Source organism: Nioella aestuarii, assembly GCF_050896395.1.
Lineage (GTDB): Bacteria > Pseudomonadota > Alphaproteobacteria > Rhodobacterales > Rhodobacteraceae > Nioella > Nioella aestuarii.
The window spans coordinates 60452-83350 of sequence record NZ_JBPBBA010000014.1; the positions used below are offsets into that span (position 1 = coordinate 60452).

Annotated in this window: 23 protein-coding genes and 1 pseudogene; 13 read left to right on the forward strand and 11 right to left on the reverse strand. The window is 61.2% G+C overall.

What is annotated here, in order from left to right; translation table 11 throughout:
* The first annotated feature begins 56 nt into the window (after nucleotides 1-56).
* From ACROHD_RS10220 to ACROHD_RS10230, 3 genes are read left to right on the forward strand one after another with little or no spacing between them, the layout of a single operon-like run.
* Entirely contained in the window at nucleotides 57-1754 is a 1698-nt protein-coding gene (locus ACROHD_RS10220) for a hypothetical protein (protein WP_432677643.1), read from the forward strand.
* On the forward strand, nucleotides 1751-2374 hold the full coding sequence (locus tag ACROHD_RS10225) for a DUF3726 domain-containing protein (RefSeq protein ID WP_432677644.1): 624 nt from the start codon (nucleotides 1751-1753) through the stop codon (nucleotides 2372-2374). Before ACROHD_RS10220 ends, ACROHD_RS10225 begins: the two co-directional genes overlap by 4 nt.
* A 12-nt stretch (nucleotides 2375-2386) precedes the next feature.
* Nucleotides 2387-3397: an Ldh family oxidoreductase gene (locus ACROHD_RS10230; protein ID WP_432677645.1), complete on the forward strand. Its 1011-nt coding sequence runs from the start codon at nucleotides 2387-2389 to the stop codon at nucleotides 3395-3397.
* Between the two features lie 119 nt (nucleotides 3398-3516).
* On the opposite strand, the gene hpaD is transcribed toward ACROHD_RS10230, so the two are convergent.
* From hpaD to ACROHD_RS10270, 8 genes are all read right to left on the reverse strand, one after another.
* The gene (gene hpaD / locus ACROHD_RS10235; RefSeq protein ID WP_432677647.1) at nucleotides 3517-4371 is read right to left on the reverse strand and encodes a 3,4-dihydroxyphenylacetate 2,3-dioxygenase; all 855 of its coding nucleotides are present in this window, start codon (nucleotides 4369-4371) and stop codon (nucleotides 3517-3519) included.
* A 41-nt stretch (nucleotides 4372-4412) separates the two neighbouring features.
* Nucleotides 4413-5924: a 5-carboxymethyl-2-hydroxymuconate semialdehyde dehydrogenase gene (gene hpaE, locus ACROHD_RS10240; RefSeq protein WP_432677648.1), complete on the reverse strand. Its 1512-nt coding sequence runs from the start codon at nucleotides 5922-5924 to the stop codon at nucleotides 4413-4415.
* On the reverse strand, nucleotides 5921-6313 hold the full coding sequence (locus tag ACROHD_RS10245; protein ID WP_432677650.1) for a 5-carboxymethyl-2-hydroxymuconate Delta-isomerase: 393 nt from the start codon (nucleotides 6311-6313) through the stop codon (nucleotides 5921-5923). The genes hpaE and ACROHD_RS10245 overlap by 4 nt, the downstream gene beginning before the upstream one ends.
* 152 nt (nucleotides 6314-6465) lie before the next feature.
* Nucleotides 6466-7692 carry a Tm-1-like ATP-binding domain-containing protein gene (locus tag ACROHD_RS10250; RefSeq protein WP_432677651.1) on the reverse strand — a complete coding sequence of 409 codons (1227 nt, stop codon included), beginning with the start codon at nucleotides 7690-7692 and terminating at the stop codon, nucleotides 6466-6468.
* Nucleotides 7693-7703: 11 nt separating this feature from the next.
* A complete protein-coding gene (locus tag ACROHD_RS10255; protein WP_432677652.1) occupies nucleotides 7704-9191 on the reverse strand; it encodes an aldehyde dehydrogenase in 1488 nt (495 codons plus the stop codon).
* Between the two features lie 6 nt (nucleotides 9192-9197).
* Nucleotides 9198-10715 (reverse strand): tripartite tricarboxylate transporter permease, encoded by a 1518-nt coding sequence (locus tag ACROHD_RS10260; RefSeq protein WP_432677653.1) that lies wholly within the window; start codon nucleotides 10713-10715, stop codon nucleotides 9198-9200.
* An 11-nt stretch (nucleotides 10716-10726) separates the two neighbouring features.
* The gene (locus ACROHD_RS10265; RefSeq protein ID WP_432677655.1) at nucleotides 10727-11239 is read right to left on the reverse strand and encodes a tripartite tricarboxylate transporter TctB family protein; all 513 of its coding nucleotides are present in this window, start codon (nucleotides 11237-11239) and stop codon (nucleotides 10727-10729) included.
* A gap of 94 nt (nucleotides 11240-11333) precedes the next feature.
* Nucleotides 11334-12275, reverse strand: coding sequence for a tripartite tricarboxylate transporter substrate-binding protein (locus ACROHD_RS10270; RefSeq protein ID WP_432677656.1), 942 nt, complete (start codon nucleotides 12273-12275; stop codon nucleotides 11334-11336).
* Between the two features lie 120 nt (nucleotides 12276-12395).
* Here ACROHD_RS10270 and ACROHD_RS10275 point away from each other — a divergent pair, with 120 nt between their 5' ends.
* The 5 genes from ACROHD_RS10275 (at nucleotide 12396) to hpaR (ending at nucleotide 16818) form a co-directional block, all read left to right on the forward strand.
* The gene (locus ACROHD_RS10275) at nucleotides 12396-13193 is read left to right on the forward strand and encodes an IclR family transcriptional regulator (protein WP_432677657.1); all 798 of its coding nucleotides are present in this window, start codon (nucleotides 12396-12398) and stop codon (nucleotides 13191-13193) included.
* Nucleotides 13190-14539 (forward strand): aspartate aminotransferase family protein, encoded by a 1350-nt coding sequence (locus tag ACROHD_RS10280; RefSeq protein WP_432677659.1) that lies wholly within the window; start codon nucleotides 13190-13192, stop codon nucleotides 14537-14539. Before ACROHD_RS10275 ends, ACROHD_RS10280 begins: the two co-directional genes overlap by 4 nt.
* 26 nt (nucleotides 14540-14565) lie before the next feature.
* Entirely contained in the window at nucleotides 14566-15306 is a 741-nt protein-coding gene (locus ACROHD_RS10285; protein ID WP_432677661.1) for a hydroxypyruvate isomerase family protein, read from the forward strand.
* Between the two features lie 71 nt (nucleotides 15307-15377).
* On the forward strand, nucleotides 15378-16316 hold the full coding sequence (locus ACROHD_RS10290) for an aminotransferase class IV (RefSeq protein ID WP_432677663.1): 939 nt from the start codon (nucleotides 15378-15380) through the stop codon (nucleotides 16314-16316).
* 46 nt (nucleotides 16317-16362) lie between these two features.
* Nucleotides 16363-16818 (forward strand): homoprotocatechuate degradation operon regulator HpaR, encoded by a 456-nt coding sequence (gene hpaR / locus ACROHD_RS10295; protein ID WP_432677665.1) that lies wholly within the window; start codon nucleotides 16363-16365, stop codon nucleotides 16816-16818.
* A gap of 374 nt (nucleotides 16819-17192) precedes the next feature.
* Here the strand turns inward: hpaR and ACROHD_RS10300 are convergent, their stop codons facing one another.
* The 3 genes from ACROHD_RS10300 to ACROHD_RS10310 form a co-directional block, all read right to left on the reverse strand.
* Nucleotides 17193-17870, reverse strand: coding sequence for an MFS transporter (locus tag ACROHD_RS10300; protein ID WP_432677666.1), 678 nt, complete (start codon nucleotides 17868-17870; stop codon nucleotides 17193-17195).
* A 66-nt stretch (nucleotides 17871-17936) separates the two neighbouring features.
* A complete protein-coding gene (locus tag ACROHD_RS10305) occupies nucleotides 17937-18722 on the reverse strand; it encodes an enoyl-CoA hydratase/isomerase family protein (protein WP_432677668.1) in 786 nt (261 codons plus the stop codon).
* A gap of 21 nt (nucleotides 18723-18743) precedes the next feature.
* Entirely contained in the window at nucleotides 18744-19223 is a 480-nt protein-coding gene (locus ACROHD_RS10310) for a winged helix-turn-helix transcriptional regulator (RefSeq protein WP_432677669.1), read from the reverse strand.
* An 83-nt stretch (nucleotides 19224-19306) separates the two neighbouring features.
* Between ACROHD_RS10310 and ACROHD_RS10315 the strand changes: the two genes are divergently transcribed.
* The 5 genes and pseudogenes from ACROHD_RS10315 to ACROHD_RS10335 all read left to right on the forward strand — a co-directional run.
* The gene (locus ACROHD_RS10315; RefSeq protein WP_432677671.1) at nucleotides 19307-19909 is read left to right on the forward strand and encodes a glutathione S-transferase family protein; all 603 of its coding nucleotides are present in this window, start codon (nucleotides 19307-19309) and stop codon (nucleotides 19907-19909) included.
* A gap of 9 nt (nucleotides 19910-19918) precedes the next feature.
* A complete protein-coding gene (locus ACROHD_RS10320; RefSeq protein WP_432677673.1) occupies nucleotides 19919-20656 on the forward strand; it encodes an SDR family oxidoreductase in 738 nt (245 codons plus the stop codon).
* 64 nt (nucleotides 20657-20720) lie between these two features.
* Complete coding sequence (locus ACROHD_RS10325; RefSeq protein ID WP_432677674.1) at nucleotides 20721-21635, forward strand: AEC family transporter; 915 nt, start codon at nucleotides 20721-20723, stop codon at nucleotides 21633-21635.
* Between the two features lie 36 nt (nucleotides 21636-21671).
* On the forward strand, nucleotides 21672-22085 hold the full coding sequence (locus ACROHD_RS10330) for a GFA family protein (RefSeq protein ID WP_432677675.1): 414 nt from the start codon (nucleotides 21672-21674) through the stop codon (nucleotides 22083-22085).
* A gap of 309 nt (nucleotides 22086-22394) precedes the next feature.
* Nucleotides 22395-22826 (forward strand): annotated as a pseudogene (locus ACROHD_RS10335) (site-specific integrase); the annotation flags it as partial.
* Nucleotides 22827-22899: the final 73 nt, after the last annotated feature.

Genomic DNA, 22899 nt, shown 5'->3' on the forward strand with positions numbered 1-22899 from the left:
CGTTTGACCTGTCGCCCGGTGCCCTACATGCTGCGCAAGGGTTGGAGGACAGCGCGATGACAGATCACGCAAAACAAGAGACCACGGACACACTGCCATTGCGCCCGCCATCGCAGGTCATGCGGCTGGCGCGGCTTGGCTCATTCCATCAGTGCCGTCTGAGCTTCATGCGCCAGTTGACCCGCCGCATGGCACGAGAAGGCTGGCGCTTTGCCCGATCCACGTTCGAGGTGAATGCCCAAGGCGTCGGCCATGCCGTCTATACAGCCGCCGGACCCGACCGCAGCTACTCGCTGGTGGCCTTCGCCCATGACCTGCCGGACGAACTGCGCTCTGACCGGGTGATCGCCGAGGCCTGGGACGCGACCTTTACCCTGTTTGACGGGGTGCCGACACAGGCCGATATCGACCGGCTGGCGCAGAATGTTCCGGTTCAGGAAGCAGGTCGCATAAGTGAAAGTGAGCTGTCCCTTTCCCGCGCAAATCGGTCCGTCCGCCTGTGGACACATGTGGTGGATCGGCTCTCTCAGGGCCTGCAACCCGACCCGCAGATGATCGCGGAAGTGGGGTATCTGATGCGCACGACGGCCGTCTACGGCTCCGGCAAGTTCGGGGCGGCGGACCGCGAGGTGATCGCCGACCGCCCCGAGATGGCCACCCCCTTTCAGGCGGAAATGCTGTCGGTCTACCTCACCCGCTGGTTCGTGCGGGATATTGTCGAGCACATGGCGAAAGCGAAAGGCGGCGACCGCGCAACGACGCTGGACCCTGCGCTGGCCAGCCGCCTTGGCATCGGCAATTCCACGGGGCTCGGCATGGCCCCGTTTCTGGTGAACCACCCGATGCTGTTGAACAATTGGATCCTGGTGCGGGAAACGGCACTGGCGCGGGTCCGCGCCCTGCCATCAGCCACACCAGAGGAGATTGCACTTTTCAGCGACCTTCTGGCCTCCAGCGCCGAGGCCGTGGCGCATTGGCGGACGGAACACCCGATTCAATTGGCAAAACTTGCAGACCTGCGGTCCGATCTTGCGCAGCTTTTACCACGCGTCGCGGAAGGTCTTGACGCCGATCACCCCTGGGATGGGCTTTGCAGATGGTCTGAAAACGCCCTCAGCCTTGAGGGTCAGGAACTCCTTGTTTCGCTAATGCTGGAACCATATGGCGCCCTTGTCGACGGGCTTGGCCCGTGTATGGCCGCCGTGGAAGAGGCCGGATTTCGCATCGACGGATCCATGACCCTGACCGCGCTAGGGGCCCTGATCGAGGATCAGTTCCCATGGGCACTTGGCACCGACTGGACCAGTCGCGCGGCGACGGCACGGGCTTGGTATGTTTCGGAAGAAAAGCTGGAACCACGCTTGGGTGAACGCCACGACGAAGACATCGCCCCCTATGAACAACCCCTGGCCCCCGGGCGCGATGCCGCCGTGCTTTATTCTACGCTTGCTGAATGGCCCGGAGAAACGCCGCTTGCGGTATTCCTGCTGAAGCATCCCGAACATCGCCATACCGCCCGGCGCCTGCAAATCGGCGCAAAAGCGCCCTACGGCGAGATTCGCGACAACACGATCGGGGCAGACATGCTGCCAATCGACATGCTGCGTGCCAAGCTGTCCTTTTTCGGGGCCAACTGTTTCGATCCCCGCTCTGATCGCTGGATCCGCATCACCATGTTTGCAGGTGCCCCTTACCCGCCTGACCTGACCGAGGAAAACGCCGATTTCTGGGTTTATCAGAAGGTGACTGCATGAGCCTTTCCCTTGGTGAAACCGAAAGCCTCGCCAAGACGGCGGCGCGCGGCGCTGGCCTTAGCTGGGGCATGTCCGAGGAGGCCGCCAAAGCGACCCGATGGCTTTGTGCCCGTGGCGTAGATGCCTGCGATCCGCTGGTCGCTTTGCTGTTTCGCCATGACGAGAACGGCCATGCCCAGACCGGCCCAATGGAGTTTGACGGACCCTGGCAAGGGGCGGAAGGCTGGCTTTGCCCGGTTGCCGCCGGCACGGCCCTGTCCGATCTGGGGGCGGGCGCACGCTTGCCGCTAAAGCTCATTCGCGTCGCCCTTCCCGTCTTCCTGCTGCCGTTTGCGGCCACGCTTGCCACAGACAGGGGCCAGCCGATGACCCTGACATGGACAGGTGGACGGGCGATCACCGATGGCAATTCCATTGTAATGGACAGCCCGCCGCCAATGTCTGACGTGACCCTGACAGACGGTGGAACGCTGACCGCACAGCCAGCCCGCGACAGCCGCACCGAGACGGATCCGATGATCCTTGTCTCGCTCGGCATCTATGCCGGCCGCACCCGCGCCCCCGCGACCGAGGCGTCGCGCCTTGCCGGGGCCGGGGCCGGCCTGACAGACAATGATTGAGGAGAGAGAGATATGTCTGAGACCCGCACCATGACACTGGCCGAGATCGAAGATCTCTCATTCCGCGCGCTTGTGGCCGCCGGCACCAGCCCGGAGAATGCACGCCCCCTCGCCATCGCCACCGCCGCAACCGAGGCCGACGGGGTGGCAAGCCATGGCCTTGCCTATATCCCGATCTATGCGGAACACGTGCAATGCGGCAAGGTTGACGGCAACGCCAAGCCGGTGATGGACATTCCGCGACCCGGCGTGATTACCGTCGACGCCGCCACCGGCTTCGCCCATCCCGCCATCGACATAGGCTTTAACGAGCTCGTCCCACTTGCGCGGGAACAGGGCATCGCTGCGCTGGCCATTCGCAACAGCTACAATTGCGGCGTTCTCGGGTATCACACGACCCGGTTGGCAGAGGCAGGACTGGTTGGATTGGGCTTCACCAACGCGCCCGCCTCTATCGCGCCGTCAGGCGGGTCAAAGCCGGTTGTAGGGACCAACCCGTTTTCTCTGGCCGTGCCGGGGACGGATGGACAACCGGCATTCATGATCGACCAAAGCGCCAGCACAATCGCCAAAAGCGAGGTGATGAAACATGCACGCGAAGGCAGGCCGATCCCGGTCGGGTGGGCGCTTGACGCAGACGGCAATCCGACAACGGATCCCGAGGTCGGGCTGAAAGGATCGATGGCGCCATCTGGCGGCTACAAAGGGGTGGGTGTAGCGCTGCTGGTGGAAACCATGGCAGCGGCCCTCGCGGGCGCGACGCTTGGCAAGGACGCTTCGCCGTTTTCGGGAACCGCAGGGGGGCCGCCCAAGACCGGACAGTTCTTCATTGCCATCGACCCGGGCGCAACATCCGGCGGCGGATTTGCGGACCGCATCTCTGCCCTGACCGACGCAATCCACGCGCAGGAAGGCGCGCGACTTCCCGGTGATGGGCGCAAATCCAAACGGATCAAAGCGGCGACAGACGGCGTTGCGGTCAGCACGGCGACCCTCGCGCGGATCGAGGCGTTACTGGGCTGACATCAAAGAGACGCCGGAAAACTCTTCTGGAAGAGTTTTCTGGCATCTCAACCCACAGAATTTTCAAGAAAATTCTGCTCTTTGCCCGGAAGGATTTTCCCGAAAATCCTTCCGGCTGCTCATGGAACGGGGAAGATCACATTGGTCTGGCCGGTTCCCGAGCTTGGGAAATACTCTGTCAACACTTCGCACGGCTTGTCATAGCTGTCCCAGCCAAGCGCCCCGTACAGCATCGCGGTGTCATGCATGGACCCTTCCCCGCAGCAGAACTGAGCGTATTCTGGCAGCATCTTAAGAAACGTCGCGTGGTCACCTCTCTGCCACATGTCCAGCACATGCAGATCCATCTGCCGATTGAACTCGGAACTGATGGTGAAGGTTCCGTTATTCGCGGCATAGTCCTTGTTGGCCCAGATCTTGTGGCTGAGCGACCCTGAGGCGACCAGCAACACCTTGCTGTCCGAGGCGTCAACCGCCGCCCGTATCGCTTCGCCCACCACGCGGCTTTCCTGATGGTCATGGACAGTGCACCATGCTGCCACTGACACCACTTTCATCTCGTGTTCCCGGCTCATGAACCGCATTGGAACCAAGGTTCCATATTCCAGCTCAAGGCTGTCGAGGTGATGGGACAGCGTATGCGCGCCGCGTGCAGACGCCTCGGCCGCAATAGCATCCCCAAGCGCGGGATTGCCGTCGTAGCCATAGGGCAGGTTCTGGATGAATTGCGGGAACTCGTTCGAGGTGAAAAGTCCCTCGAACCGCGAATTCGCATTGATGTGGAAGCCCGCATTGATCACCCAATGGGTGTCACAAATCACCACCGTATCCGCACCTAGCGCCTTCGCGCGGCGGGCGATTTCGCGATGGCCATCAATGGCGGCCTGCCGCTTGCCTTTCACCGGCCCTTCCTGCTCGGACATGAGCATCGTGGGCACATGGGTCATTTTCGCTGCAAGAACGATCTCTCCCATTGTCTCCTCCTCTTTGGCTTGGGCGCGCTTCCTGATGATACTTACGCGCCAAGGCGCGGAATGTGATGCTGACCAGTGGCCAGGCCGATATGCTTCTGCTCCATGTAAAACTCGAAGCTCCAGTCGCCGCCATCCCGACCAATGCCGCTGGCCTTGACGCCGCCGAAGGGTGTCGGCAGGTGACGGACGTTTTCCGAGTTTACCCAGATCATCCCGGCCTCAAGCTTTTCAGTAAAGCGCAGCGCACGGGTCAGATCGTTGGTCCAGACATAGCCGGTCAGGCCGTAGGGGATGTCATTGGCGATGTTCAGCGCCTCGTCCTCATCCGCGAACCGGATGGCCGTCAGCACCGGGCCAAAGATCTCCTCTTGCGCGATGGCCATATCGTTTGTGGCCCCCGTAAACAGCGTGGGCTTCACGAACCAGCCCTTGTCGCCGTCCCGTGCGCCGCCCGCCGCAACGGTGGCCCCGCCCTCAACGGCCTTGCCGAAGTAGGAGCAGACCTTGTCGAAATGGGTCTTGTGAATAAGTGGCCCGATTTCGGTCGCGGGGTCGAGCGGATTGCCGACCTTGAGGTTTTTCACCCGCGCGGTCAGTTTTTCAAGGAAGTCATCGGCCACGCTGTCCTGGATCAGCAGCCGCGAGGACGAGGTGCAGCGCTCACCATTCAGCGAATAGATCATGAAGATCGCCGCATCGAGTGCGCGGTCCAGATCGGCATCCTCGAACACCACCACCGGGTTCTTGCCACCAAGCTCGAAATGCACCCGCTTCAGCGTGTCAGCGCCCTGTTTCATGATCATGGAACCGGTTTTCGACTCGCCTACGAAGGCGATGGCCTTGATGTCTGGATGCTCGGTCAGCGCCTTTCCGGCATCTTCGCCAAACCCGTTCACGAGGTTCCAGACACCGGGCGGTAACCCGGCCTCTTCTGCGATTTCCATGAGGATACGGGCCGTGATCGGGCTGAATTCGGCGGGCTTGTGAACCACGGTGCAGCCGGCGGCCAGGGCCGGGGCTATCTTCCAGGTGGACAGCATGAAGGGCGTGTTCCAAGGGGTAATGACCCCAACCGGGCCAATGGGCACACGGGTAGTGATATTGATCAGGGTGGAGGAGGGCAGCGCCTGTCCGTCGCGGGCGCTGAGCGCGCGGTCGGCGAAGAAGCGGAAGTTCTCGGCGCCGCGCAGTGCCGCCTTGGACATGAACCGATACGCCTGCCCGGTGTCCCAGCATTCGCACAGCGCGATCTCCTCGGCGCGCGCGACGATCCCGTCAGCGATCCGGTGCAGGATGGCCTTGCGATCCGTCGCTTGCATGTCGCGCCAGGCAGGAAATGCGGCCCTGGCGGCCTTGGCGGCGTCATCTACGTCCTTGGCGCCGGACCGGGCGACACGGCAGATAAAGCCCTCATCGACGGGAGAGTGATTGTCGAAACTCTCCCCTGAAATGGCGGCACGGGCTTCGCCGCCGATTTGATTCAGAACGCCTGTGTCGCGGAAACGGGCAAGGTAGCCCTCCAGCTTGGCCTGATGGGTGGCGAGATCGGTCATGGACGCTCCTTCGGAAGATGGTCGCGGATCGTGCCCGTTTTGGGGCTGAGATCGGGGTCGATATCGCGCATCTCGAAAGACAGCGCGACGGAATGAGTTGTCATTGCGGGGGCGAGGAAATCCTTGGCGGCGGCAAAGATATGTGCGGTTGCGGCGCGTTTGGCGTCGTCGGGGCGACCACCGCGCAGGCGCAGACTGATATCTATGAACCCGTGTTTCGGGTCGCCATCGGCAATGCTGACATGGGTAGCGCAGTAGGCCCGCACACGGATGCCGGGCATGGGCAGGATACCGGTTTCAATCGCCGCCAGCCGCAAAACATCGCAAAGCGCTGCAATATTCACGCGCTCTTCCATGTTGGGCGAATAGTCGACGGTGATGTGGGGCATCTCGGCATCTCCTCAATTACTTGCTTTGTTAAGCATATTGAGGCAGCGAGTCAACCTGAATTTGAAGTGACCGGGTGTGGTGCGGGCGGAAAGCGGTTTCGAAACCGCTTTTGAAAGGGCCTTTCAAGGCCCTTCCCGCCCGACATCCAGCGTTACACGAGACCTCTGGCGCACCAATCGTCAAAGATCTCCAGCGCCCGCTGTGCAAATTCCTCGTCGTTGATATGCGCTGGAACTTCCTCCAACCGCACATTGTCGGGGCAGCACACCCGCATCTCGTCGAAGAACGCGTCCAAACCCTTGGGGTTATGTAGATCCGCCCCCGGACGGTCCCATTCCCCGCAGCCGCCAAGCGGCAACAAAAGCGCCGTTTCGCCTTTCGCCTCTGCCAAGGCCCAACAATGGGCCCGAGCCACCACGCGCACACCTTCGGCATCCAGCACCACCGAGGTAATCAGCCGGTTATGTGCATGGCTCGGCAGATCAGCCCATTTCCCGGGAATGCCCCGCCACCCCGCGAGGTCCACCAGATCATAGCACCCCGTCGACACAAGCTGCGGCGTCCCCGCGCGCCCTGCATTGGTCAGTCGGTCAGCCCCTGCCGTCACGTCGGACCCGTGGGTATGATTGCCAAGCTCCTGCGTGCAAAAGTCGAAAACAGCGGCGAAAGCGCCCTGCCCGGCCAGCGACTCAAAGGCCCGCCCGCCCATGCCGGTGGCGTGAAACACCGCCACTTCAAACCCGCGCGCCTCCAGTTCCGGCTTCAGGTAGACCATGTATTTCAGCGCCGACTTGCCAAGGCTGGTCATGCCAATGAGGGGTTTGGACCGGTCCGGGGCCTCTACCGCGCGGGCAGCGCCCAGAACCGCGCCTGCTGCCTGGCTGAGCGAGGATTTGCAGACCGAGTTCAGCCCGTATAGCCCCCCGGCCCACAGAATCATCTGGATATCGGCGGGCAGGCGCTCGGCCGGGATTAGGGTGGAGAAAGCCACCGTCGAGACGATGTATTTCGGCACGCCAAGGGGCAACGCGCTACACAAGTCGAGCGCCAGATCTGTCCCCATGGACCCGCCAAGAACCACCACCCCGTCGAACCGCCCCTCGGCCCAGGCCCGCGCCGCCAGTGCCGCTGACCCGCGCGCCATAATCTGCATGGCGGTGTTTTCATCGCCCGAGGCTATCGCCGCTTCAATCGATGATCCGCCCGCCTCTGCCACGTCATGCTTGGAATAGTCCGTGGGCTTCGACGGGTCGCCCAGAACCGACACATCCATGGTCAGAACACCGCCGCCCTGCGCGCGGATCCGGCCCGCCATATAAAGCAACTCGTCGTCCTTGGTGTCGTAGGTGCCGACCACCAAGATGGTTTTGTCTGCCATCTTCGCCTCGCTCAAAGCTGAATCCACGCGGTTTTCAGGTTCTCGTATTTCGCCAGCGCGTGAAGCGACTTGTCGCTGCCATTGCCAGATTGCCCCACACCGCCCAAAGGTACGGTCAGGTCCGACCCGCCATAGGTGTTCACATGCACCACGCCCGCGCGAATGGCCCGGATCATTCGATGCGCGCGGGACAGGTCGCGCGTCCAGACGCCCGAGGACAGGCCATAGTCGGTGCCATTGGCAAGGAGCACGGCCTCTACCTCGTCCTTGAACGGCGTGACCGCCAGAACCGGGCCGAAAACCTCGTTCTGGGCCAACCGAGTGCTCGGCGCGACTCCGGCCATCACCGTGGGGGCCATATAGGTGCCACCGGTTTCTGTCAGGATACGCCCCCCACCGGTCAGCCTTTGCGCGCCTTCCTCTTCCGCCTGATCCACGAATCGAAGGTTCTGTGCCAACTGCCGTTCGGAATGCACCGCGCCGATCTGGGTGTCCTGCAAAAGGGGATCACCGACGCGGAAGCCTTCTGCCGCTTCAACCAGCGCGGCGACGAATTCATCGTGGATGCTCTCCTCCACCAAAAGCCGAGAGGCAGCGACGCAAACCTGACCAGAATTGCGGAAGATCCCCGCCGCCGAGACCTTGGCCGCCGTGGCGAGATCCGGCGCGTCGGCAAAAACCACGTTGGGGGATTTGCCGCCAAGCTCCAGGTAGCAGCGCTTCAGGTTCGACCGCGCCGCGTAGTCCAGCAAGCGTCTCCCTGTCGCGCCGGAACCGGTGAAGGCCAGAACATCAACGCCCATGGACAGGCCAAGCGCCTCACCCACAACCGGGCCTTCGCCCGTAACCACGTTCAACACACCCGCGGGCAGCCCTGCCTCCAGCGCCAGCGCCGCGATGCGCAGCAAGGTCAGCGAGGCGGTTTCCGCAGGTTTCAGCACCACGCAATTGCCCGCCGCCAGGGCAGGCGCCAATTTCCAGGCCCCGATCATCAGCGGGAAGTTCCATGGCACGATGGCCCCCACCACGCCCACGGGCTCACGATGCACCAGCCCCAGCACATTCTCAGCCGTCGGCGCGATCTCTCCATATTGCTTGTCGATGGCCTCGGCGTAATAGCGGATCGTGGCGGCGGCTGATCCGGCCTCGGCCTTGAAGGCCATATTGATCTCGGTCCCGTTTTCGCGCACGCCCATGACGGCCAGCGCCAGCGTCTCAGCTTCGATCAGCTCTGCCCATTTCAGCATGACTTTCTTGCGCGCGGCAGGGGGCTGGCGGGACCAGCGCCCGTCTTCGAACGCCTCACGCGCCACGCTCACCGCGCGGGTCACATCCTGCGCCGTTCCGCGCGCCAGTGTGGTCAGCACCGCGCCATCAATGGGGGATGTCGTGTCCATTACGCCCCCATCCGAGGCGGTTACAACCTGCCCGCCGATCAGATGCCCCTGCGCCGCCACCGGTTCCGCCCGAAGCGCGTCAATTCTGCCTTGATCCAGCATGTACCCCTACCGTGTTTGAGAATCGTGAATGTCGTGATCGGGTTCCTCGACCCGCGCCCGGTGTTCCTTGATCAACGTCCGGATATGCAACCCAATCACCAAAAGGATTGCGCAGAACAGGATGAAGGCGATCGGCCTGTCGATCATGTCCCAAGGCGTGCGCACCCGCGCCATGGCGCTGCGCAGCTTGACCTCCATGATGCCGCCCAGAACCATACCAAGGATGATCGGCACCACCGGCAGATTAAGCCGCTTCAGGATAAGCCCCAGCACCCCGAAGGCGCTGGCAATGGCGCAATCGGTGAAGGAGTTGCGCAAGCTGTAGACCCCCACGAAACTGAGCGTCAGGATCACCACGCCAAGGAACCGCGTCGGCACCTGGATGATCTTGGTCAGCAGGTTGGTGGAAAACATCAGAAAGATCAGGACGATCACATTCAGCAGCAGCATCACCATGTAGAGCGCCACGACGAAATCCATGTCGTTCTGGAAGAGCTGCGGCCCCGGCACCACATTGTGCACGTAGAAGACCGAGAGCATCATGGCGGTCAGCGCCTCGCCCGGAATGCCAAGCGCCAGAAGCGGGATCATCGCGGCGCCAGGAACCGCGTTGTTGGACGCCTCGGACGCGATCAGCCCCTCGGGGCTACCCTTTCCGAACTCGTCAGGCGTCTTCGATGTGCGCCGCGCGTAGGTGTAGCTCAGGAACTGCGCAGTGAACTCGCCCACGCCGGGGATCATCCCCATCAGCACGCCGAAACCGGACGAGACCGTCGCCACCCGCTTGAAGCGGAAAAGCTCTTTCAGGCCGGAAAACAGGCTCCCCTCCACTCGTTGCGCTTTCGGCGCATCGTCCTTGTCGACCAGCAGCATGAAGGCCTGCGAAATGGCGAAAAGGCCAAGCACCACCACGATCAGATCAAAGCCCGACGCAAGCCAGCTTTGATCGAACGCGTAGCGGCGGGAATAGCGCACCGGCTCCAGCCCCACGGAATTGAGGAAGATGCCGAAACTTGCCAGCATACCCGCGGCAAAGACCTGCCCGCGATGCGCCAGCACGACAAGGATGATGCCCAGAAGCGCGGCCAGGAAGATCTCTCGGCTGCCGAACATGGGCGCGATCCAGGCCAGGACCGGCGACAGCAGGATCAGGCAGATAATCGACAGCACCCCCCCGAAGAAGGAGGCGGAATAGGCCAGCGACAGCGCCCGCCGCGCCTGCCCCTTCTGCGTCATCGGATATCCATCATAGGTGGTCAGCGCGTTGACCGCCGTGCCGGGCGTGTTGATTAGAATGGCCGGGATCGCCCCGCCATACATGGACGAGCCGTAGATGCCCAAAAGCACCGTCAGCCCGACGATCGGGTCGAAGCTGAAGGTCGCAGGCAAAAGGATGGCAATCGCCACCGCCGCCCCCACGCCAGGGATCGCACCGATGATGACACCCCCGATGGACCCCACCATGAGGGCCAGAAGCACATCGAGTCGGGCGAGCGTGTCGAGACTGGAAAGGAAAAGGTCCATGGCCGGGCGCCTCAGAAATAGGTCAGCATGAAGGTGGACAGGCCGTCAGGAAGGTGGTGGTAGAGCTGCCCGCCCGGCAACCGCACCTGCAGGAAGGTCTTGAACAACAGCACGATCCCCAGCCCGGTTGCCGCCGCCGCCCCGATCATGCGCCCGTCGCGATAGCCCATGCGGAGCGTCAGCGCGCTCATGAACAGAAGCGTCGCCAGCAGGTATCCCGCCAGCGGCACCAGCCAGACATAGGCCAGGAACCACCCCACAAATTCCAGCGCGCGCACCCAGCTCAGCACCTCGGGCCAGCGTCCGGGAATACGGTCAGAGGCAACTGAACTGAGGAAATGCAGCGCTCCGAACCCGGCCATTCCGAACACGCCCACGGCAGGCCAGAACCTTGGCTGCGCAAACAACTGCTGGCCATTGGCCCAGATGGTCTGGGACTGCAACTGGCTGGCCAGCCAGAGAGACAAAAGAAGAAAGACCGTGGCGAAGACAAGATCGCCTGGCCTCCGGTAGCGCTTGAACATCTGTTGAAGAGTTTCGAACCGCCCCATCCGATTGCCCCAATTTTGTTGCAACAAAATTGCAGATCGGCCCGTCAGGGCCGACCCGTCATTCGTGTCAGTCGAGCATGCCAGAGATTGTGCCGAGTGTCTCGATATCGGCCTGGATCTGCGCCGTGGCTTCTGCGGCGTCCTGCCAATAGACGAGTGCGCCGGTTTCGGCCGCCAGGGTTTGCGCCCGCTCGCTCATCACCGTGGCCTGCGCCACTTCCGCGATCCGGTCACGCACCTCTTGCGGGGTGTCACGATGCACGAATAGCCCGTTCCACAGTGCCACGTTCAGCGACGGGTCAAGCTCTGCCACCGTGGGCGCATCAGGCGTCAGGCTGATCCGCTCCGCCCCGATAGAGGCCAGCACATTGACGCTGTCGAGGCAGGGCAGGATCAGTTGCAGCGTGGTGTTGATCACATCCGCATCGCCCGAGGCCAGCGTGTTGCAATCGAGCGCATCAAACGCCGCGTCAGAGGCGAAGCTGAACCCCTGGCTTTCCGCCAGCGCCATCGTCACCCGCGTCGGCACCAGCGGCGCCCCGAAATGGCCAAGCGTCACGTCATTGTCCTGCGCATGAGCCGCCAGTTCTTCCATGCTGGAATAGGGCGCATCGGCGCTTGCGGCGATGACGAAGGGATAGGTCAGGAAGATGCCAATGGGCTCGAACGGGTCGGGGCTAAGCTCGGGGATGCCGAGGTTCGGACCCACGGTCGGGATCGCGATGATGAATGACCCGATGGTGTAGCCATCCGCCGGCGCCGTCGCCACCGAGATCGCACCAGGGAACGGGCCACCGCCACCGCCCGGCCGGTTCACAACCGCCGCCGGCACGTCATAGGCCGCCTGGAAATCCTCAGCGATCATGCGCGTCAGCACATCCTCCAGATCGCCCGGCGGCCACGGCACAACAAATTCCACTGGGCGTTCCGGGTAATCGGCAGCGGCCAGCCCGCCAAGGGCCACCGTTGCCAGCGCCGCCGCACAGACGGTTTTCAGCATTTTGGTCATGTCGCACTCCCTGCGTTGGTTCGTTATTCAAACCGATGGTTCAAAAACAGCTTGCATTGTGAACCATTCCTCGTCAATCTTTTTCGCAAGGTGACATTGCTCACCCAAGCAGGAGGCCCCATGTCCACGATCGCAAAAGCGATGAAATTGCTGGATTTTTTCTCGCTCGAACGGCCCGAAATCGGTCTGAGCGACTTTCACCGACTCGCCGGGCGCGACAAGGCGACCACCTTCCGACATCTGACCGCCCTCGAATCAGTGGGGCTTCTGGAACAGAATCCGACCACCCGCGCCTATCGCATTGGCCCCGCCGTCCTGCGCCTTGCCCATTTGCGCGAAATCACCCTGCCCCGCCGCGCCGGGCTGCGCTTGGCACTTCCGCGCCTGGCCGAAGCGACAGGGGAAACCGCACATGCCTCCTTGCTCGATTCCGATGGCCTGACCACCCTGGCCCATCACGAAAGCCAGCAACATTCCGCCCGCGTGGTCATTCATGAATCTCGCTTGCCGCTGCATGCGACCGCGTCTGGCATCGCCGTGCTCGCCTCTGGCGGGACAGATCTGATGGCCCGCGCCAGGGCCGTCCTGCCCGCCTATACAGAAACCACCGCCCGCAGCCCCGAAGAGCTTGAGGCCGCCGTCGACCGCGCCCGAAAAACTGGCTTCGCCATCTCGAACCAGACCTTCGAAGACGGTGTCACCGGGTTTGCCGCGCCCCTGTTCGACAGCGGCGGCGTCACCGGTGCCGTCGCGGTGGCTGCCGTCTCCTCTCGTGTGACTGCGGACCTACAAAGAACAATCCTGACTGAACTGCGCAAAGCGGCAGAGACGATCAGCACAAACTGGGGGGGCTCCATCCCCCCGGCGCTTCTCTCTGCCTGGGACGCCAATGCCGACATATCGGAGACCAAGACATGAAAGACTCCAACTTCCTCAAGGAAATGAACGCCCGCCGCATGTGGCACCCGATGGCCCATCCCGCCGACAGCATGGCCCACCCACCCCGCATCATCACCGGGGCCGAAGGCGTGCGCATCCGTGATATCGACGGGCACGAGACGATCGACGCTGTGGGTGGGCTTTGGAACGTCAATCTCGGTTTTTCCTGCCAGCCCGTGAAAGACGCCATCGCGCGGCAGCTAGATGTGCTGCCCTACTATTCCACCTTCCGCGGCACCTCGAACGACGCGGCGATCGAGCTCTCGGTCATGCTTGCCGATTTCTTCGCCCCAGACGGGCTGACGCGCGCCTTCTTCACCTCGGGCGGATCGGACAGTGTCGAAACCGCCCTCCGCCTTGCGCGGCAATACCACAAGGTGCGGGGCGAGAATGGCCGCACCAAGTATGTCAGCCTGAAGAAGGGCTATCACGGCACTCATTTCGGCGGGGCCTCGGTCAATGGCAACGCCAATTTCCGCACCCAGTACGAACCGCTCCTGCCGGGCTGTTTCCACATCCCAGCCCCCTACCCCTATCGCAACCCGTTCAACGAAACGGACCCGGCCAAGCTGGCGCAGCTTTGCGCCGCAGCGTTTGAGGATGAGATCGCATTTCAGGGTGCAAACACCATTGCCGCCTTCATCATGGAACCCATTCTGGGCGCAGGCGGCGTGATCGTCCCGCATGACAGCTTCATGCCAATGATCCGCGAAATCTGCGACCGTCACGGCATCCTGCTCATCGCCGATGAAGTTATCACCGCGTTTGGCCGAACCGGTGATTGGTCCGGCAGCCGTCACTGGGGCGTGCAGCCCGACATGATGACGACCGCCAAGGCCATCACCAACGGCTATTTCCCCTTCGGTGCGGTGATGCTGTCGGACAAGGTGGTCGATGTGTTCGAAAACGATGAAACGGGCGCGGCGGCCATCGGCCACGGCTACACCTATTCCGGCCATCCCGTCGGGGCGGCGGCGGCGATTGCCTGTCTGAACGAAACCATCCGCCTCAACGTCCCGGCAAATGCCGCTGCACGCGGAACCCAACTGTTCGAAGGTGTTCAGGCCCTGAAAGCGAAATACGACATGATCGGAGATGTGCGAGGCGGCCACGGGCTGATGACGGCGATTGAGGTCGTCTCTGACCGCGCCACGAAAGCGCCTGACAAGGCAATGCCCGCCAAGGTGCAGGACGTCGCCTATGATCACGGGACCATGGTCAGGGTCTCTGGGCCTAATATCATCATGTCCCCGCCGCTGATCCTGACAGAAGAAGATGTCAGCAGCATCCTCAACGCGCTGGATGCGGGGTTCCGCGCGCTCTGATGTCGTCCTTTTCAGCGAATCTCGGAATGTTGTGGGCAGATCGCGATCTACCAGACGCGATCAGGGCCGCAGCGAAGGCCGGGTTTGAGGCTGTTGAATGCCACTGGCCCTACGACAGCTTGCCCCGGGCGGTCGCGGACGCGCTTCACGAAACCGGACTGCCAATGTTGGGCCTCAACACCGCGCCCGGCGACCTGGCCGCCGGAGAGTTCGGTCTTGCCGCCGTGCCAGGGCGAGAGCCGGAAGCGCGGGAAGCGATAGATCAGGCCATCGCCTATGCCGCGGCTGTCGGGGCACGTAATGTGCATGTGATGGCGGGAAAGGCCGAGGGTGCCGCAGCAGAGGCCAGTTTTCGCAGCAACCTTCGCTACGCATGTGACCACGCGGACGCGGCCGGCATCACTGTGCTGATCGAACCGCTGAACAGCTTTGACGTGCCAGGGTATTTTCTGACCACTACGGATCAGGCGGCGGCCCTGATCGGCGCGCTCAAGCTTCCAGCCCTGCGGCTTATGTTCGATTGCTACCATGTCGGGCGGCAGGAAGGGGATGTTGCCGCCAGGATGCAAAAGCTATTGCCTATTATCGGGCATATCCAGTTTGCATCTGTCCCCGATCGCGGCCCCCCGGACGAGGGAGAGCTGAACTATCGGGCGCTCTTTTCCCGGATCAGGATGCTTGGATATGACGCGCCTCTCGGGGCTGAATACCGCCCGCGGGGTGCGACAGAGGATTCTCTGGATTGGTTGGCAAAGTTTCGGGGCTGAATCAGGCTTGCCAATCCGCCCAAGCCAAGCCCCTATGGCGCCTGCAGCAGAAGACAAGAGGCACATCCGATATGACCGAGAGCCACGCCACCACCCATGACGCGGATGAGGACATCCGCAACCGGGACATCAAGATTTATGTCAATGGCGAGATCGTCCACCGGGACGAGGCCAAGGTCTCGGTCTATGATTCCGGCTTCATGCTTGGGGACGGCATGTGGGAAGGAATGCGGCTTTACGATGGTGTCTGGGCCTTCTTTGACGAACACATGGACCGGTTCTTCGACAGCTGCAAAGCCGTCAGCCTCGATGTAGGGATGGACCGGGCCGGGATTGCCGAGGCGCTCCGCCAAACGGCAGAGGCAAACGCCATGACAACCGATGTGCACTGCCGCCTGATGCTGACACGGGGTGTGAAGGTGAAGCCCTTCCAACACCCGTCGCTTAGCCGGACGGGGCCGACGCTGGTGATCATCATGGAACATTCCAAACCGGTGGAGCGGCTGCAATCGATGGGGATCAGGCTGGCGACGGTGCCACAGGTGCGCGGACTGCCGCATAGCCAGGACGCCAAGTTCAATAGCCATTCCAAGTTGAACTGCGTGATCGCCTGCTTGCAGGCAGAAGCAGCGGGCGCGGATGAGGCCCTGATGCTGGACCCGCACGGCTTTGTGAATACCACCAATGCGTGCAACTTTTTCATCGTTCGGAAGGGCGAGGTTTGGACCTCGACCGGGGATTACTGCATGAACGGGGTAACGCGTGCGAAAGTGATCGACCTGTGTCGCGCCAATGGCATCCCCGTGCGCGAGAAAAACTATTCTCTGTATGAGGCCTATGGCGCGGACGAGGCGTTTCTGACCGGCACGTTCGGGGCGCAAACCCCGGTGGCCTCGATCGACGGGAAACCCATCGGAACCGGAGAGCGTCCGGTAACAACCCGGATCAGGGCGCTATACAAAGCGGCCATCGCGGCGCATGTCGCCGAACACAGGGGCGTTGCACTTTGACGTCATGCCGCTTGAGACTTGGGCATATTCCAGAGTAACAGGGGCTATGACAGGTTCTGACACTCCAAACCGCCCCAGTATTCGCCGGACCAGCCGGTCCTTGCCCATTGCTCTCCTGCGTGCGCGGGAAACCGTTATGGGGCCCGTCCGCGATATGCTGGCGCAAAGCGGGATCAACGAACAGAAGTGGCGGGTGCTGCGGGTTCTGGATGAAGAAGGCCCAATGGAACAGACCGCTCTGGCTGCGCGTGCCTGTCTGCTATTGTCGAGCCTGACGCGGATTCTGAAAACCATGGAAGGCGAAGCCCTGCTGAGCCGCGAATCCGACCAGGCGGACCGGCGCAAGTCCATCGTCAGTGTCACCGACAAGGGGCGCGCCCTGATCCACACCCACCTGCCGGAAAGCGAAGCGATCTTCCGCAGGCTGGAGGCTCGGTACGGGGCCGAACGGATGGAAGAACTGCTTGATCTGCTGGAAGAGCTGCACGGGCTGGAAGATTGAAAGCCAGGCAATGTCGCCAACGCCAGCGGTGATGCGAGAGCGGACCTTACCTCATTGGCATAAGACCGCCAAAGCGGGCTATCACCTTGGCGTAGGCAGCAAAAATTGAGCTTTCGGAAAAAGTCACATCAAGATGTGAAATGGTGCGGTCGAGATGCCACGAACAAACGTATCATTCGATCTCAATTCCAATCAAATCGCACTTATTTTCAGCGGTTTATGTCTCAACTTCTCTCATGATGTCTTGCTACATCTTACCTCATCACATAGACCTTGGGGGATGAAATGGGGGATTAAAATGCCCAAACTCAGTGCTGTGTTCGTGAAGACTGCTCCACCTGGAAAGCACGAGGATGGACACGGTCTGCGGCTGGTCAAACGAGAGGATGGCGGCGGGCAGTGGGTCTTTCGCTACAGTATTCAACCGACAAGGCGTGGCCGAAATCGCTCGCGCTTGACCCCGAGGCGGTCGGCTTTGCCACGCGCGCGATGAAGATCAGGAATGGCAGGATGAGTGCAAAACTGCCGCCGATCACGATCAGCGCGGTTTGCCATCCGATCGTGCCGATCATCGTTGTCGCCGTGGGTGCCGCGACAAACATGCCAAGCGAGGCCGCTGCAGTCCCCAGACCCAGGATGAAACTTCTACGTTCCGCACTGACAATCTTGCCCAGGGCGCCGATCACGATTGGAAACGAGGCCGCCCCGGTGCCTGCCCCAACGAAAATGCCGGTCAGGACAAATGCCGTCGGATCGGTCGTCATCCCACGCAGGGCAAATCCGATACCTGCGCATATTGCGCCAAAGGCGAGAACCCGCGCCGTTCCAAACCTGTCTGCAACCGCACCGGCAATGGGTTGGGCAAATCCCCAGGTGAGAAGTTGAACCGCGACGGAAAGCGAGAATACTTCGCGACCCCAGCCAAGGTCCTGAGACATGGGGGTTAGAAAAACGCCAAAGGTGGCGGCAAATCCAAAGCCGAGAAAGGCCACCATGCACCCAGCCAAAATGGCCGCCCTAAGGCCTGGTGTCTGCACTTCATCTGTCTTCATTGCTGTCCCCTATCGTCGGTTGGAACGTCGCTCGATACGCTGTCTCTAAGATGTGGAAAGACCGATTCATGTCCCCTCGAAACGGGGTGTTTGCTTGGCCAGAAACGCGGCGATCCCGGCTGGCCCGTCATCGGTGCGCATCATGTCGGCGATGGACCGTGTCTCGCGATCCAGCTGGGTTTCCAGGCCATCTGAAAATGCCGTGTCCAACAGCCTTTTCACGCCACCATAGGCCTTGGTCGGCCCGGATGCGATTTGCTGTGCCATCGCGCGGGCCTCGTCCGTCACGGTCTCTGGCGGTACCACCTTGTTGACCAGGCCCCAGGCCTGAGCCTCGTCAGCTGTCAGGACGCGATTTGTCAGCATCAGCTCTTTTGCTCGCAGCAACCCGACGTGTTTCGCAAGGTAGTAGGTCGACGATCCGTCCGGTGTCAGCCCGGAGGACGTGTAGGCCGAGACAAACTTGGCCCTTTCCGACGCGATGACATAGTCACCGGATAGCACCATGGAGAACCCACCACCGCCCGCGGTGCCGTTCACAGCCATGATGACAGGTGCGTCGATCCGGGCGAGCCGGATCAACCCTGCATGCAACAGCGTTGCCATTCGGGTCAGATGTGCGGGTTTGTCGGGTGCGGCGTCCATTTCGGCAAGGTCCCCACCGCCGCAGAACATCTTGCCTGTGGCGGTGACGATCACGGCGCGCACGTCCGGCGCGCCGCAGCGCACGCCAATGTCAAACAACTCTTCGGCCATGCGCGCGTTCAACGCGTTGGCAGGGTTGTCCTTGCGATCCAGGGTGATTGTCGCGATGCCGTCGGCAAGCTCAAAGCGAAGTGTTTCATAGTCCATGGATTTCACCTCTGGCAGATTTCATGGCGCACGCCTTGCGATTTGTCGTTCAAGTTCAAAGGGTGGGGAGAGCCTGGCCTCGGCGTCGTGGGCGTCAATCGGTTCGCCGCAATCCGGGCAGGTCATTTGTGGCTTGGTGACCCGGCCGCAGGTCTTGTGCACGATCTGCACTGGCGTATCCTCTGCGTTCAACCAGCGATCGCCCCATTGTTTCAGCGCGATGATAACCGTCCACAGGTCGCGCCCTTTCCCAGTTAGGCGGTATTCATGGCGTGGCGGGCGCTCTGAATAAGGCGCGCGCCGGATCACTCCCTGCGCTTCCAGTTTTTTCAAGCGCTGTGACAGAAGGTGGGACGACATGCCGGTGAGACGCAGGAAATCGTCAAAGCGGCGGGTGTCCAGGAACATTTCCCGCACAATCAGAAGCGACCATTCATCGCCCACCTGCGCGACAGCGCGCGCGATGGTGCAGGTTTGTGACGGAAGGTCAGAGCGGCTCATGAGCAGTCACTTCATTTTTTGAATTGACTAGTTTTTAAAGTTGAAGTCTGCTGCTTGTCAAACAAATGTCCAAGGGGTCCTGCATGAAAGTCTATTTTGCACCTCAGTCGCGCGCCGTGCGTACAGTCTGGCTGCTCGAAGAAATCGGGCAGTCCTATGAGCTGGAGAAATTTACGCTAGGCCAGAAAGAAATGCGCGCCCCAGACTACACGGCGATAAACCCCAATGGCCGCGTGCCCACGCTGGTCGATGGTGATGTCACGATCAGCGAGAGCACCGCAATTGCACAGTATCTGGCAGCCAGGTATGCGCCTGAGCTGGCACCCGGCCCCGAAGCCCATAACTTTGCCGAATACCTGCAATGGCTGCACTACGGCGAGGGCATGATCATGCCGCCGATCAACAATTACGTGGTCGAAACCATCCTGCTGCCGCCCGATCGTCGCAATGATGAGATTGCAATGCGCGCGCTCAAGCTTCTGAACCGCACACTTGCGGCCGTTGAGCAGCATATGGAAGGGCGCGAATTCCTAGCCGGGGATTTCACGATAGCGGATACGATCACCGGGCACGCGGTCATTATGGCACGACGCCTTGGGGCTGATTTTGCAAACCTGCCAAACCTCGCGGCCTATGCCGACCGGCTTGAGGCCAGACCCGCCTTTCAGGCGGCTGACGCGGCATAGGATAACGATATGTCCTCGAAACCCATCTGTCTAATCATCGGCGCCGGAGACTATATCGGCGCAGCCATTGCCCGGCGGTTTGCCAGCGGTGGGTTTCACGTCGTGATGGGCCGCCGCCGCGGGGAAAAGCTGGCGCCCTTGATCGCCGAGATCGAAGCGGCAGGCGGTAGTGCGCAGGGGTTCACCTGGGACGCCCGCAAGGAGGAGACTGCAATCGAGATGTTTGCGCATGTCGAAGGTGAGATCGGCCCGATAGACATCTGCATCTTCAATGTCGGCGGCAATGTTCGGTTTCCCATTCTGGAAACAACCGAACGCGTCTTTCGCAAGGTCTGGGAAATGTGCGCTTACGGCGCGTTTCTGTCCGGGCGCGAAGCCGCGAAATACATGGTGGAACGGCAGAAAGGCTCGATCTTCTTCACCGGGGCAACCGCCTCGGTTCGTGGCAGTGCGGGCTATGCCGCCTTTGCCTCGGGCAAATTTGCGCTGCGGGGGCTGGCACAGTCGATGGCCCGCGAGTTGGGGCCGAAAAACATCCATGTGGCGCATCTTGTCATTGATGCGGGTGTGGATACCGAATTCGTGCGCGACCGGATGCGGCAGGCGGGCAAGGACCCCGACGGCCTGCCGCCCGATACCCTGATGAATCCCGACAGTATTGCCGAAACCTATTGGGCGCTTCACCACCAACAGCGCGATGGCTGGACCCATGAGTTGGACATCCGTCCCTACGCCGAAACATGGTGACAGCTGAGGGTTCATATGAACCCGTGCGCGCCAGCATTCACCCAAAACAACAGAAAGTATCGCGATGCTCGACCAATTGCTGAACGGCGTGCTGCCGGTGTTTGGGATCGGCGCGGTGGGCTACGTCCTCGGCCTGCGCGGCACCTTTGATTTCAACATGGCAATGGCGCTGAACAAATTCGTGATGTTCGTTGCGATGCCAGCCCTAGGGTTTCAATTGCTGGCCCATGCCCCGTTGGCAGAGTTCGACCAGGCCATGCTGGCCGGGTATTTCGTGACCGAAGTGCTGATGTATACCGCCGGATTTCTGATCGCCCGGCTGGTCTTCAAAACCGACGTCATGGAGGCTGCCCTTCTGGGGTTGGCCATCGCACTGACCAACCACATCCTGTTCGTACTGCCGATCGCGATCACCCTGTTTGGTGAAGACGCCGTTACGCCGATTGTCGCCATCATTTCCATGGATGGCATGTTGATTTTCAGCGGATCTTTGATCCTGATGGATGTCCTGGCGACCAAGGACGCCTCGCTTGGACACACAATCGGTAAGGTCGTGCGAAACCCCCCGTTGGTCGCCATGACACTTGGGCTGGCGATCGGAGTGATGGGTGTGTCGGTGCCTGTAGGCATTGATGTCTTCATGGATTTTCTGGGCGGCGCGGCCTCGCCGGTGCTTTTGTTCGCGCTTGGCATCATTCTGAGCCAGAAGGCCAGCGGGTCCCGGCCTATGTTGCCGGTGGCGATCACTGGCGTGAAGCTGGTGGTTCATCCATTGTTGGCCTGGGCCATCTTTGCCGGTGTTCTGCACCTCTCGCCCGAAGTGCGTAATCCGGCAATGATGGTCGCAGCCGCGCCCTGCGGTGTCATGGCCTTCATGCTGGCGCTGAACTATGGCGTGCGGGTTGACGCCATAGCGCGGGCCATTCTCTATTCGTCGATAGGGTCGCTGGTGACAGTCACAGTGGCAGCCGCGCTGTAATAAGACCACCCGGGGGCAAACGCATAAGGAGGTACCATGACAGATAGTTTTTCAGGAGGCTGCGCCTGCGGCGCGATCCGCTATAGCTCTTCCGGCCCTGCACGGTACATGGGCAACTGCCATTGCCGCCATTGTCAGCAGGCAACGGGGGGTGCCTATTTCCCCGCGGTTCTGGTCAAACAATCCGACTTCAAGATCGAGATGGGTGAACCAACCTGGTTCGAACGCCCTGCCGATCGTGGACACGCCATGCGCCGGGGCTTCTGTGCGACATGCGGGTCGCCTTTGTTCCTGATCAATGGCGCTGGTGAGGGTGCGATCGTGATTTATGCAGGGAGTCTGGACGATTCGAGTTGGTATACCCCCAGTCGTGACATCTTTGTTAAAAGCGCGCAGCCTTGGGATGTCATGGACCCGACGCTGCCCAAGTCGGATGCGATGCCCGGATAGGGACCTATGCCGCGAAAGCATTCTGAATGCTGCGGTTTCCAAACACGCCCGGCAAGCAATCGATTTTCCTTGGTGCGGACCCGCGCCATTTGCGAATTGCGCATTTGATGTCATTGATATTGGGTCGCAGGTGGAGCTTAGAAAACCGTTTCAGAGTCCCGAAGTTGGACTGACCCAAAGCATAAATGCTGGACATGTCCGGAACTGGCTCTCTGCCGCCATCGGATGCGCCGCAGCATCTTGTGATATGATCACTCGTCAACGTCGGGTTGTCGTTGTGGGAGGGCGTGGCGGATCGGAGGATCAGTCATGGAAACACCAAACTTACCTGCCATTCGTGCACTTCGCCCTGCATGGAATAAGGGGCGCATTGTCGGCCAGAAACGCCCGCTCAAGCCAAAGCATGTTTGGGCAATTCGAGTACGCCTGGAACTGGCAGAAAATCATCGTGATCTCGCTCTTTTTAACATGGCCATCGATAGTAAACTTCGCGGCTGCGACCTGGTTCGGATGCAAGTCGTGGACGTGATGGCATCTGGTCAGATCAAAGAGCGGGCATCTGTGCTGCAAAGCAAAACACAGAAACCAGTCCGCTTTGAGATTTCTGAAGGCACCCGCGCATCGGTCGCAAAGTGGATGGAAAACCCGCTGATGGTTGGGTCCGAGTATCTCTGGCCAGGGCGATTTCATGAGCGCTTGCACATCTCACCCCGCCAGTACGCTCGTATAGTCAGGGAATGGGGAGTACGAGGCATGAGATACGCCGCATCAGAAAAGCTGGAGATCATCCGCACTGTGGAAGCTTCGCATTTGT